The following is a 12,018-nucleotide window of genomic DNA, read 5'->3' as shown; positions in this document are numbered from 1 at the left end:
CATGACAAACTGAAAAACCAAGGGGGTACCGTGGCACCCGATCTCTCTCCTCCACGCAGTCCGGTCCGCCCCGTCGAGGTGGACCGGACCAGCCCCGTGCCCCTCTACTTCCAGGTGGCGAGCCGCCTGCAGGAGCTCATCGAGCGGGGTGAGATCGGCGTCGGCGCCCGCATCGAGAACGAGGTCGACCTCGCCGAACGCCTCGGCGTCTCCCGGCCGACGACCCGCCGCGCGATCCAGTACCTGGTGGAGCGCGGCATGCTCGTGCGCAAACGCGGCGTCGGCACCCAGGTGGTGCACCCCAAGGTCCGCCGCCCGGTCGAGCTGTCCAGCCTCTACGACGACCTGGTCAGCTCGGACCGCGAACCGCGTACGGAGGTCCTCGACCTGCGGGTCGTCCCGGCACCGGCCGACGCCGCGGTGGCGCTCGGGCTGGAGCCCGGCACCGAGGTGACGTGGATCGAGCGGCTGCGCTACGCCGGCGGCGAGCCGCTCGCGCTGATGCACAACGCCATCCCGGTGGACCTGATCCGGCTCGAGAAGCAGGACCTGGCCACGCACGGCCTCTACGAGTTGCTGCGCCGCGCGGGATACGTGCCCCGCATCGCCACCCAGGTCATCGGCGCCCGGTCGGCGAACACGGCGGAGGCCCGCACCCTGCGGGAGAAGCGCGGCGCGTCACTGCTGACCATGACCCGGACGGCATGGGACGCGACCGGCCGGGCCCTGGAATACGGCTCACACCTGTACCGGGCCAGCCGCTACAGCTTCGAACTCAACCTCTCGGCGGGATGACCGGCATCCCGCGGGCCTCACGCCTGGCTCAGGTCGACGACGTTCCCGTCGGGGTCACGGACGCAGGACGTCCGCGGCCTCCAGGCGAAATCGACAGGGGGATGAACCTCGACACCGCCGGCCCCGATCGCGCGGCCGCGTGCGGCGTCGACGTCCCCGGACGAGCAGCCCCGGCCGGGTGGCGCCGACCCCGGCGCTGCGCAGGAATCAGATGCTCGTCAGCGCGAACGTCGTCGCCAGCGCCAGCACGACGCCGATCTCGGCGCCGGCGACCAGGGTTCCCAGCACCACCCCCGAGCGGGCCGACCGGGACAGGGCGGCGATGACGGCCGCGCTCAGCGCCATCCCGATCAGCATCACCGGCAGACCGATCAGCCCGCCCATGGCCAGCAGCATGCCCCGGGTGCTGAGGCATTGGACCCCGCCGCAGCCGAGCGGCGCGCCGGCGAAGGAGAACGCGACCAGCACGTAGACCACCGCCGCGGCGAGCCACCAGGACGCCGAAACCAGCAGTGCCCGGCGCCGGACCTGGCCGACGGTGAGGCGTGCGGGCCCGTCATTCCCGGCTACCGCGCTCGGGGGGTGATGCGCGATTCTCATCGGCGTACCGATCGGGGGCTCACCAGGTGGATCATGGCGGTGACCTTACGCTGAGATTATGTACGGTTTGTACGCACCCCGGGCGAGAAGGTGCACGACACCCATGCCCCGACGGCCCACACTCAGACGGTGACTCGAGCAGGACGAAAACCGCCGGCCGGCCGCCGCATCGGCCCGGTGCGGCGGTGGGTACGCGGGAATCCGAGCGATGTGATCGATGTCTTCGTCTACGTCGTGGTCCTGAACCTCGCCATCGAGTACGTCCCGGCGGTGATCAGCGAGGGTTTCACCCTGACGCTGCTCACCGCCGTGCTGCTCAAGGTCGCCCTGGAGCTCGTGGATGTCGTCTTCGGGGACGCCGTGAGCCTCGGCGGATTCGTCTCGGTCACGCTGCTGGTGATCGCGTTCCTCGGCGCGCGGGCAGCCGTGCGCCGCTTGCTGGAGAACGACCCGGACCGTCCCTGATCTCGCGTCGGTCGTCAGGTGCCATGTCGATGCGTTCCTCACGGCACCGCACCACCTTCGTCTCTCGCCTTCGCGGCTGTTGCCGGCCGCCCGGCGCCGCGGCTCGTCGTCGACGGGGGTCCGGTCGGGCAGGCTGTTCCGATAACCGCAGGTCAAGACGCTGCCGCACGGCCGTTGAAGCGGGTTGAAGGCGAGCCGCGGTGGGCAAGTTAGGGCGCGGATTCGCACGCCAGGACGTCGGGTGCGGGCATCGAGAAAATGTGCGGTGGTTGTGGTGATGGGACTCCTGATCCTCCTCGGGCTGGTGGTGCTTGTCGCTCTGATGGTGTGGGCGACGGTCACGGTGTCGCTCTGGTGGCTGGTGGCGGTCGTGGTGCTGGGCATGCTGCTGTTGCTGGGCTGCTTCGATCTGGTGCAACGCCGCCATTCGGTCCTGCGGAATTTCCCGTTGCTGGGTCATGCCCGGTTCCTGCTGGAGAAGATCCGGCCCGAGATCCAGCAGTACTTCATCGAGCGCAACTACGACGGCCGGCCGTTCGACCGCGATGTCCGGACGGTGGTGTACGAGCGGGCCAAGGGCATCCACGGTGAGCAGGCCTTCGGGACCGAGCGGGACGTCAACGCGGTCGGCTACGAGTACGTGGTGCACTCCACGGCCCCGCAGCAGGCGCCCGAGGAGCAGCCGCGGGTGCGGGTCGGTGGCCCGGACTGCACCCAGCCCTACGACATGGCGCTGCTGAACGTGTCGGCGATGAGTTTCGGGGCGCTGAGCGCGAACGCGTTGCGGGCGCTGAACCGGGGCGCCGCGGCGGGCGGGTTCGCCCACGACACCGGCGAGGGCGGCCTGACCGAATACCACCTCGAGGGCGGCGGCGATCTGATCTGGGAGCTGGGCAGCGGCTACTTCGGAGCCCGCACCGGCAACGGCGACTTCGACCCGGACATGTTCGCCGACAAGGCCGCGCACCCGGCCGTGAAGTGCGTGTCGCTGAAGCTGAGCCAGGGCGCCAAGCCGGGCATCGGCGGCGTGCTCCCGGCCGCCAAGGTGACCAGGGAGATCGCTCAGGCGCGCGGCGTCCCGGAGGGCGAGAAATGCGTCAGCCCGGCCGCGCACCGGGTGTTCCGCACGCCTCGCGAGCTGGTCCTGTTTCTCGCGCGCATGCGGGAGCTGGCCGGCGGCAAACCTGTCGGTTTCAAACTGTGCCTCGGGTCGCGCCGCGAGCTGCTGGCGATCTGCAAGGCGATGCGCGCCGAAAGCATCACCCCGGACTTCATCGTGGTCGACGGCTCAGAGGGCGGGACCGGCGCGGCGCCGCTGGAGTTCGAGGACCACGTCGGGGTGCCGTTGACCGACGGGCTGATCGCCGTGCACAACGCGCTGGTCGGGACCGGCTTACGGGACCGGATCCGGATCGGCGCCGGCGGAAAGGTCTCCACCGGGATCGACGTGGTGAAACGGATCGTCCAGGGCGCCGACTACACCAACGCGGCCCGCGCGATGATGATGGCGGCCGGCTGCATCCAGGCCCAGATGTGCCACACGAACCGGTGCCCGGTCGGGGTCGCGACCCAGCACCCTCGGCGTGCGCGGGCGCTGGACGTGCCCGACAAGAGCGAGCGGGTGCGCCGCTACCAGCAGGCCACGATCTCCCAGGCCCAGCAACTGATCGCGGCGATGGGCCTGTCCGGACCGCACGAGCTGACCCCGGCCATGCTGCACCGCCGCATCGACCACACCACCACCCGCACCTACGACGAGCTGTACGACTGGCTCGAACTCGGCGAGCTGCTGTCCGAGGCGCCCGAGGACTGGGCGGCCGACTGGGCCGACGCCGACCCCGACCGCTTCACCCCCGTCATCAACCGGACCGGAGCCCGGAAATGACCACGGTCGCGGACTACGCGCAGGCTTGCTGGGCGGTCCCCGCCTCCCCGGTCGGAACATCGAGGGAGTGCGGGGACCGCGCCGGCGGACCTGTCCGGGTCAGTGGTGCGCACCGGTGCGGCCGAGGGTCGTCTCCGGCGTTGCTCCCGCCCGGGTCCACTGGGGAACCGGGCGGCTCGTCGGGCCCCGCGTGGCCTTGCCGTCCGCGTCCGCACGCCAGTACCAGCAGGGCTCCCCGCCGTCGGGCCAGCCCTCCGGGCTGACCTGCCAAGCCTCGGCTCGCCCGTACGGCGTCATGTCGAGCAGGGCGAACGACCCGATGGCCGGCTCGGTGCCCCGGCCGGTCGTGCGGTAGGTGAGGAACACCCGCTCGCCGTCGCGCAGGAAGCAACTGAAATAGCCCATGTCGCCGCCGACCGGCGGCGGCACGTCGCGTACCGAATACCACGGCTGGGTGTAGCCCATGAACTCGACGAACGGGGCCACCTCGTCCCAACGGCCGGCGGCGAGCACGGCGAATGAAACGCCGCGCGCGTTGAGGTAGGCGGCGTCCCGCAGATGCCAGGCCGACAGCGTGCAGCCCTCGCACTGCCCCTGGTGCGGCGCGCCGTCGTGCCACATGTGCTGGTAGACCAGCAGTTCATCGCGGCCCTGGAACAGGTCCCGGAACGGCACCGGGCCGTCCGGGCCGACGACCTCGACGCCACCGTCGATCTCGACCATGGGCAGCCGGCGGCGCGCCGCGGCGATCGCATCACCCTCGCGGGTGTGGGCCTTCTCCCGGATCAGCAACTCGTCCCGAGCTGCCTGCCAGCTGTCCATGCCGACAATCGGCGGGCGCCCGGAAAGTTCGTTCGTGGTCATGGCTGACTCCCCTCTGTGCTCGGGACGTCGAAGCTGCCGTCCCGGCTTCGACATTATGACGAGCGGCGACCATCATTTCGGACAGCCGGACGGGAGGACCGGTTCTGCCGGGCGGCGATGCCAGTGGCGGTGCCCGGCGGTGGGGCAGGGCCCACCGGGTAGCCTGCGCCGCGTGCGACTACCCATTCCGCCCGGGGATTTCCAGGCCTATCTGTTCGACTGCGACGGCACGATCGCCGACTCCATGCCGGCGCACTACCGGGCCTGGACGCGGGCCCTCGGCGAGTGGGGGTGCGCGTTTCCCGAGGAGCTCTTCTACGCCTGGGGCGGCCGCACGGTCGATGAGATCATCGAGGATCTGAACGGGCGCACCGGGCTGGCCATGCCGGTCGCGGCCGTGGCGGATCGGCGCGAGGCGCTGTTCCGGGAGAGCCTGCCGGAGATCAGGGCGGTTCCGGGGGTGCTCGCCCATATCGACGACGCCTACCGCCGGGTGCCGTTCGCCGTGGTCTCGGGCAGCACCCGGGCCTCGGTCACCGCCTCGCTCATCGCGCTGGGCCTGCTCGACCGCTTCCCCGTGCTGGTCTGCGCGGGCGACTACGCCAGGCCGAAGCCGGACCCGGAGGCGTACCTGCTCGCCGCGCGGCTGCTCGGCACCGAGCCGCGGGAGTGCCTCGTGTTCGAGGACACCGAGCTGGGGATCGCGGCGGCCACGGCGGCGGGCATGGCGGCGGTACGGGTGCCGCCGCCGTGGCTTCGCTGAGCGATCGACGGGTGCGGCCCGCGGCCGGGCCGCACCCGAAACGCTGCGATCAGGCTCGCCACATGCGGTAGAACGGGGTGTTGTCCGGCAGCCGGATGTCGAACGGGGTCATGTCCGTGTAGCCGTACCGGCGGTAGAGCCGGATGTTGTCCTCGTTCGTCGCCTCCAGATACGCCGGGATGCGGCCCAGATCCTCGTGGGTGCTGTCCATCAGGGTGCCGCCCAGGCCGTGGCTCTGATGCGCCGGGTGCACCGCCAGGAAGGCCAGGTGCCAGTGCGGGTCCTGCGGATGGTTCTTGTCGAAGACCTCGTCGAGGGCCTGGAAGTTGGGCAGCCACTCCCCCGCCAGCGCGGCCAGGCGATCGTCGTAGTCGGCGATCTCCGGCAGCTCGCGGGTGCGGTCGAACCAGACCGCCGCGGCGGCCAGGCCGCCGTCCGGGTCGTCGATGACGTCGACCTTGCCGCAGAGCGGCGCGTGCACGGTCAGCATCGTGAAGAAGTCGCCCATCACCCGCAGCCGGGCCGCCGGGTCCGGTACCAGTGAGGCGTTCTGCTCCAGGTGGTCGAAGGACAGGGCGATGAGCTTGCCGACGGCGGGCAGCTCGGCCTCGGCGGCGGGGCGGACGATCGGCGTCATTTCTGTGCCTCCGGGGCGGGGTCGCTGAAGGACAGGGTGGTCGACGCGCTGCGCGCGCCCATGCCGATGCCCTGGTAGATCTCGGGCCGGCTGCGGCGCAGGATCAGCGCCCAGGCGACTCCGGCCAGGGTCAGCACCGCGTACGCGAGCGGCACCGCCCACGTCGGCGTGGAGCCGGGCGCGACGCCGAAGAGGATGTCGATGTTCGTCAGCGCCAGGTACGTCACCACGAGCAGCAGCACCGTGCCGAGCACGGGGGCGCCGACGCGGTGCCAGAAGTCCTCGCCCTCGCGGTGGCGGGCGAAGTAGCCGACGACCGCGGCCGACGTGACCGTGATGAGCAGCAGCACGCCGATGCCGCCGGTGGTGCCACCCCAGAAGAAGAGCTGGACCAGCGGGTCCCAGCCCGCGATCGCGTACACCAGGATGACGATCAGGCCGAACGCGGACTGGGCGAGCGAGCCGTTCTTCGGCGCGCCCGTGCCGGGGACCGTGCGGCCGAAGGCCCGGGGCAGGACGCCCTCGCGGCCCAGCGAGAAGGCGTACCGGGCGATGATGTTGTGGAACGAGATCATCGCGGCGATCAGCGACGTCAGGAACAGGGCGTGGCCGAGGTGCAGGGCGACGCTGCCGAGGCGTTCGGAGGCCAGGTTGAAGAAGAGCTCGGGGCCCTCGGTCCGGGCGCGCTCGACGGCGTTGCCGCCGGTCGCGGAGATCATCGCCCAGGAGGAGAACGCGTAGAGCACGGCGATCAGCGCCACCGCGATGTACGTGGCCCGCGGCACCGTGCGGCGCGGGTCCCGGGATTCCTCGCTGAACACGACGGACTGTTCGAAGCCGACGAATCCGGTGACGGCCATGACGAGCAGGGCGCCCGCGCCGGCACCGACCAGGCTGCTCGGGTCCATCGCCGCTCCCGAGGGGGCGAAGTTGTCGGTGAACAGGTCGACGACGCTGAAGACGGTGACGAGCACGATCTCGGCGACCAGCAGGGTGGCGAGCACCTTGCCGTTGACGGCGACGTCGCGGACGCCGAGCACGGCGACCAGCGCCCACGCCGCCAGGGCGATGATCCACCACTGGATCTCGACGCCGAACCAGTCGGCGAACAGCGGGGCGGCGATGGCGCCGAAGCCACCGTACGAGGCGACCTGGAAGCTGTTGTACGCGAGCAGCGCGACCCACGAGGCGCCGACGCCGAACGGCCGCCCGATGCCACGGGCGATGTAGGCGTAGAAGGCGCCGGCGTTGGCGATGTGCCGGGCCATCGCGACGTAGCCGACCGAGAAGATGGCGAGCACGACCGCGACGGCGAGGAAGGCGATGGAGATGGCGGTCAGCCCGGTGACGGCGAGGCCGGTGGGGACGACTCCGGCGACGACCGTGAGCGGTGCCGCCGCGGACATCACGAAGAAGACGACGGACGCGACGCCCAGCCGGTCGGCGGCGAGGGCGGTCGAGAGCTGGCTGGGTCTGGCGGGTTTGGTGGAGGTGGTGGACACGGGGATCTCCAAAGGGGTGTCAGGCTCGGCGGGCCATCACGGCGTCGCCGACTGCGGCCTCTGCGTGGCCGATGAGCTGCTGCAGCATGACCGGCAGCCGCCGGCGTAGCTGGTCGAACAACTGCTCACGCTCGCTTGCCTCGAGCGTGACAAGCACGTGCTGGTCGAGGCCGGTGGCGAGGACCAGCCCGGTCAGCACGAGATCGGGGCGGTCGAGGAACTCGCCGCGGCTGGAGGCGATGCGGATGCGGGTGCCGGGCCAGCCGGCGATGGAGGTGTCGGTGGGCACGAAACGCACCTTGGTGCCGAGCAGGCCGCGCTTCTCCTCGCGCCGCACGTGCCCGGCGCGGGCGAGCCGGCGCTCGACCAGGTCGGTGGCGACGCCGGTGGCCAGGAAGGAGATCCAGTCCCGGACCAGCCGGTGGTGACTCTCGCGCAGCAGCTGTTCGAGGACGGCGGAGGTCGCCGGTTCGGCGGTGGGCCGCTCGTCGACGACGGCCAGTTTGGTGTCGAGCACATCGATGCGGCGCCAGAGGACGAGCTCGGCGAGCAGGCCGGCGGCGAGGCCGATTCCGAGGGTCGCCGGGCTGAGCAGGCACCGGCCGCGGGCCGAGTCGTGCGCGGCGAGGTAGAGATCGTCGGCGAGCGGCAGCTGGCTTGACGCCACTGGCGAAACTCTCCTTCCACCCTGGTGCGGGCATGGTCGAGTCACCGCTGATCGCGGTGACCGGCGGTGACGGTTACCGCATGGGTGTCGAGGGTCGCCGCAGACCGTTACGGTGAGCGGCTTCCGCGCGACCCCGCGTAGCTTGCCAGCGCCTCGCACGCCGCGCAATGTCCAGAGTGGCCGGATCTCGAATGCATCGTGGACAATGCCGACGAGCTGGCATTTCTCCATCATCACAATCGACATAGTTAACACGATCGTCACGTGGGATGGCGCCCCGAACCGGGGCCGAACGGCGTCCTCACCGAACGCTTGTCCCGCCCGCCCTGGCATCGCCGTCATGACAGACCGTGCCACGGTGTCCCACCCGCCCCGCCGGGCTCACCTTCGAAACCGGCGGCCGCTGAGGCCGACGCGGCCGAGCGAGCCGGCGCCGAGCCGGCCGCCTCGACTTTAGTTGACGAATCAAGTAAAAGGACGTACCGTCGACCCAGTAGTTGAAGCATCAAGTTGGAGGTCCTCGTGAGCACCATGCCCGCCCTCTTCCTCAGCCACGGCGCCCCACCGCTGGTCGACGACCCGGCCTGGGTCGCCCAGCTCCAAGAACTGACCGCCGGCCTGCCCCGGCCCACGGCGATCCTGATGGCCTCGGCGCACTGGGAGTCGGCGCCGCTGATGCTCGGCGCCACCGAGACGGTGCCGCTGGTCTACGACTTCGGCGGCTTCGCCCGCCACTACTACGAGGTGCGCTACCCCGCGCCCGGCGCGCCCGGCCTGGCCGAACGCGTCGAGAAGCTGATGCCCGACCACGAGCGCGTCACCCGGACCGACCGCGGCCTGGACCACGGCGCCTACGTGCCGCTGACCGTCATGTACCCGGACGCGGACATCCCGGTGCTGCAGATGTCGCTGCCCACCCTCGAGCCCGACCGGCTGCTGGAGATCGGCCGGCGGCTCGCCCCGCTGCGCGACGAGGGGGTGCTCATCGTCGGCTCCGGCTTCACCACGCACGGGCTGCCGTTCCTGCGCGACTTCCGCACCGACGCGCAGGCGCCGGGATGGTCGCGCGAGTTCGACGCCTGGGCCGCCGAGACCCTCGCCCGCGGCGCGGTCGACGAGCTCGCCGACTTCCGCGACCGGGCGCCCGGCATGCCGTACGCCCACCCGACCATCGAGCACATGGCGCCCATGTTTCTCACCCTCGGCGCCTCGGCGGACCCCGGCCAGAGCCCCGAGCAGCCGATCGACGGCTTCTGGATGGGCCTGTCCAAACGCTCGTTCCAGGTCGCCTGACCGGGTACGGCTCGGGCGTGAAATCCGCGGCCTTTCAGGATTCTCCCAGCGCGAGCAGGGAATCTTGTAAGTGCATCGCGCCGATTCCCCGCATCAGACGCCCGGAGGTCTCTCTTACATGCTGGAGGTCACCGCGCTCGGCTGGACGCTGACCATCGCGGTCATCGTCGCCCTGCTCGCCCTCGATCTGACCCTCGGAGTGCTGCGACCGCACGCCGTCGGTTTCCGTGAAGCCACCGCCTGGTCGATCTTCTACATAGGCGTCGCCATCGCGTTCGGCGTCGTGTTCGGCTCCGTCGCGGGCTGGGACTACGGCACCCAGTACTTCGCCGGCTACATCGTCGAGAAGAGCCTGTCGGTCGACAACCTGTTCGTGTTCGTGATCATCATGAGCACGTTCGCCGTCCCGGCGAAGTACCAGCAGGAGGTGCTGACCTTCGGCATCATCATCGCGCTGGTGCTCCGGGTCATCTTCATCGCGCTCGGCGCGACGCTGCTGTCGCTCTTCTCGTTCATGTTCCTGATCTTCGGCCTGGTCCTGATCTACACGGCGGTGCAGCTGTTCCGGCACCGCGACGAGGACCCCGACCCCGACAACGCCGTGGTCCGGGCCACCAAGCGGATCTTCCCGGTCACCGACGAGTTCGTCGGCGGAAAGTTCTTCACGAAGATCGACGGCAAGCGGACCGCCACGCCGCTGTTCATCACGCTGATCGCGATCGGCAGCGCCGACCTGCTCTTCGCGCTCGACTCGATCCCCGCGGTGTTCGGCGTGACGGAAGAGGTGTTCATCGTCCTCACCGCCAACGCGTTCGCGCTGCTCGGCCTGCGGGCGCTCTTCTTCCTCGTGAAGGGCCTGCTGGACCGGCTGGTCTACCTCTCCACCGGACTGTCGATCATTCTGGCGTTCATCGGCTTCAAGCTGGTGCTGCACTGGGCGCACTCCGACATCAGCACGTCGGTGCCGGAGATCAGCACGCCGGTCTCGCTGCTGGTGATCCTCGTGGTGCTCGTCGTCACGACGGTGGCCAGCCTGATCAAGGTGCGCCGGGACCCCGACACGGTCGCCCACGCCGGCAGCCTGCGCGCCCGCGAGGAGGAACACCCGGAGTCGTAAAACCGAGACGGCCCCGGCGACGCTGCCGGGGCCGTCTCGGGTACGGGGTGACCGTCAGCCGCGCGGGCTTGCGATGAGGTTGCCCGCGCGCTGCCGCTCGGAGTCCTGGCGGGCGAGAATCGCGCGGATCTCCCGCGTCTCCTCGCGGGTGTGCCGGCCCAGGATGAGGTCGAGCTCCGCGCGCTCGGCCGGGGTCTGGTAGGCGGCGAGCTCGTCGCTGAGCCGGAGCCGGACGACCCGCTCGGCGCGACGGCCGGCCAGCCGGGCGCGCAGGCCGCGCATCCTGGTCTTGAGCTTCATGATCGTTCCCCTCACCGAAAGTGACGACGAAGCCTCATCGCTTCCGGGACAACCATCCAGGTCCACGACTTCGACACCAAACCAAGCAGGTAAAACTCTCGATACCGAAGTGAGCTGGACCACCGGATCCCCGTATCGGGGGTCACCCTGCGTCGCCGATGTCCTGGTCAGACGGTCGCGCCCGGCGGCCGTGTTTCCGGACACAACACGGGCCCGCGGCAGACGCCACGGGCCCGTGTGGTGTCGCGCGAACGTCAGAGGGTCAACGTCCAGGTGTTGATGTAGCCGGTGTCGACGCTGTAGACGTCCTGCACCCTCAGCTTCCAGGCTCCGTCGCCCGCCTCGGAGGACACGTTCGCCGTGTACGTCGTGTTGACGTTGTCGGCGCTGTCCGAGCTGCTGCTGTTCTTCAGCCGGTACGCGCTGCCGTCCGGGGCCACCAGGTCGACGACCAGGTCACCGCGGTAGGTGTGCACGATGTTCACCGCGACCGTCGACGTCGAGGACGCGTTGCGCCCGCAGCCGCTGATCGTGATCGTGCTCGTGACGGCGGCACCCGCGTCCGGGATGGACACGTCGGTGCCGTTGGTGCCGGCGCAGCTGCCGCTGGGGCCGCCGGTGACCGTCAGCGTGTACGTGGCCGTGTGGGTCGCGGAGCCCGTGCCGGTCACGGTGACCGGGTAGGTGCCCGACGGGGTCGCCGTCGTGGTGGCGATCGTCAGGGTCGACGACGAGCCGGAGGTCACCGAGGCCGGGCTGAACGAGGCGGTGGCCCCGCTCGGCAGGCCGGAGGCGCTCAGCGCGACGGTCTGCGCCGAGCCCGCGGTGGTGGCGGTGCCGATCGTCGTGGTGGCCGACGAGCCGGCCGCGACGCTGCCCGACGCCGGCGACGCCGACACCGAGAAGTCGTTGGTCGGCGTGCCGCCGGTGCAGGTCGCCTCGCCGGACTGCGCCGGGACGCTGATCGCGGCCCAGGCCGCCTTGACCACGTTGAACTCGGCGCAGCTCGGCGCGTAGAGGTTCTTCGCGGAGGCGAGGGTCGCGGTGCGGATGTTGGCGTACTTCCAGGTGGAGGTCTTCGACTGCATGGCGTTGTAGTAGATCTCGCCGGCCTTGCGGACGCCGACGCC

Annotated in this window: 13 protein-coding genes; 6 read left to right on the top strand and 7 right to left on the bottom strand. The window is 70.5% G+C overall.

Annotation, left to right across the window (positions count from 1 at the left end; genetic code table 11):
* Window positions 1-30: 30 nt before the first annotated feature.
* Entirely contained in the window at window positions 31-795 is a 765-nt protein-coding gene (locus tag AB0F10_RS17945) for a GntR family transcriptional regulator (protein WP_360625592.1), read from the top strand.
* Between the two features lie 207 nt (window positions 796-1,002).
* Here AB0F10_RS17945 and AB0F10_RS17940 read toward each other — a convergent pair whose 3' ends face one another.
* Window positions 1,003-1,395 (bottom strand): hypothetical protein, encoded by a 393-nt coding sequence (locus AB0F10_RS17940; RefSeq protein WP_360625589.1) that lies wholly within the window; start codon window positions 1,393-1,395, stop codon window positions 1,003-1,005.
* A 129-nt stretch (window positions 1,396-1,524) separates the two neighbouring features.
* Here AB0F10_RS17940 and AB0F10_RS17935 point away from each other — a divergent pair, with 129 nt between their 5' ends.
* Both AB0F10_RS17935 and AB0F10_RS17930 read left to right on the top strand, forming a co-directional pair.
* On the top strand, window positions 1,525-1,860 hold the full coding sequence (locus tag AB0F10_RS17935) for a hypothetical protein (protein ID WP_360625586.1): 336 nt from the start codon (window positions 1,525-1,527) through the stop codon (window positions 1,858-1,860).
* A 277-nt stretch (window positions 1,861-2,137) separates the two neighbouring features.
* Entirely contained in the window at window positions 2,138-3,745 is a 1,608-nt protein-coding gene (locus tag AB0F10_RS17930; protein ID WP_360625583.1) for an FMN-binding glutamate synthase family protein, read from the top strand.
* A gap of 99 nt (window positions 3,746-3,844) precedes the next feature.
* On the opposite strand, the gene AB0F10_RS17925 is transcribed toward AB0F10_RS17930, so the two are convergent.
* Entirely contained in the window at window positions 3,845-4,609 is a 765-nt protein-coding gene (locus AB0F10_RS17925) for a DUF899 family protein (protein WP_360625580.1), read from the bottom strand.
* A 172-nt stretch (window positions 4,610-4,781) separates the two neighbouring features.
* Here AB0F10_RS17925 and AB0F10_RS17920 point away from each other — a divergent pair, with 172 nt between their 5' ends.
* A complete protein-coding gene (locus tag AB0F10_RS17920) occupies window positions 4,782-5,372 on the top strand; it encodes an HAD family phosphatase (protein ID WP_360625577.1) in 591 nt (196 codons plus the stop codon).
* 49 nt (window positions 5,373-5,421) lie between these two features.
* Here the strand turns inward: AB0F10_RS17920 and AB0F10_RS17915 are convergent, their stop codons facing one another.
* From AB0F10_RS17915 to AB0F10_RS17905, 3 genes are read right to left on the bottom strand one after another with little or no spacing between them, the layout of a single operon-like run.
* Window positions 5,422-6,009, bottom strand: a complete 588-nt coding sequence (locus AB0F10_RS17915; protein ID WP_360625574.1) for a GNAT family N-acetyltransferase — start codon at window positions 6,007-6,009, stop codon at window positions 5,422-5,424.
* On the bottom strand, window positions 6,006-7,511 hold the full coding sequence (locus AB0F10_RS17910) for an APC family permease (RefSeq protein ID WP_360625571.1): 1,506 nt from the start codon (window positions 7,509-7,511) through the stop codon (window positions 6,006-6,008). Before AB0F10_RS17910 ends, AB0F10_RS17915 begins: the two co-directional genes overlap by 4 nt.
* A gap of 19 nt (window positions 7,512-7,530) precedes the next feature.
* Window positions 7,531-8,178, bottom strand: coding sequence for a GPP34 family phosphoprotein (locus AB0F10_RS17905; RefSeq protein WP_360625568.1), 648 nt, complete (start codon window positions 8,176-8,178; stop codon window positions 7,531-7,533).
* A 531-nt stretch (window positions 8,179-8,709) separates the two neighbouring features.
* On the opposite strand from AB0F10_RS17905, the gene AB0F10_RS17900 reads away from it, so the two are divergent.
* Both AB0F10_RS17900 and AB0F10_RS17895 read left to right on the top strand, forming a co-directional pair.
* Complete coding sequence (locus AB0F10_RS17900) at window positions 8,710-9,471, top strand: class III extradiol ring-cleavage dioxygenase (RefSeq protein ID WP_360625688.1); 762 nt, start codon at window positions 8,710-8,712, stop codon at window positions 9,469-9,471.
* A 118-nt stretch (window positions 9,472-9,589) separates the two neighbouring features.
* Window positions 9,590-10,588 carry a TerC/Alx family metal homeostasis membrane protein gene (locus AB0F10_RS17895; RefSeq protein WP_360625565.1) on the top strand — a complete coding sequence of 333 codons (999 nt, stop codon included), beginning with the start codon at window positions 9,590-9,592 and terminating at the stop codon, window positions 10,586-10,588.
* Between the two features lie 54 nt (window positions 10,589-10,642).
* Here AB0F10_RS17895 and AB0F10_RS17890 read toward each other — a convergent pair whose 3' ends face one another.
* Complete coding sequence (locus AB0F10_RS17890; RefSeq protein WP_360625562.1) at window positions 10,643-10,888, bottom strand: hypothetical protein; 246 nt, start codon at window positions 10,886-10,888, stop codon at window positions 10,643-10,645.
* A gap of 254 nt (window positions 10,889-11,142) precedes the next feature.
* Window positions 11,143-12,018 (bottom strand): proprotein convertase P-domain-containing protein (locus tag AB0F10_RS17885; RefSeq protein ID WP_360625559.1); only part of this gene is annotated, 876 nt, incomplete at its 5' end.

The sequence above is a fragment of the Actinoplanes sp. NPDC026623 genome (genome assembly GCF_040638275.1).
GTDB lineage: Bacteria > Actinomycetota > Actinomycetes > Mycobacteriales > Micromonosporaceae > Actinoplanes.
This window is presented reverse-complemented; position numbering and strand designations above follow the sequence as displayed.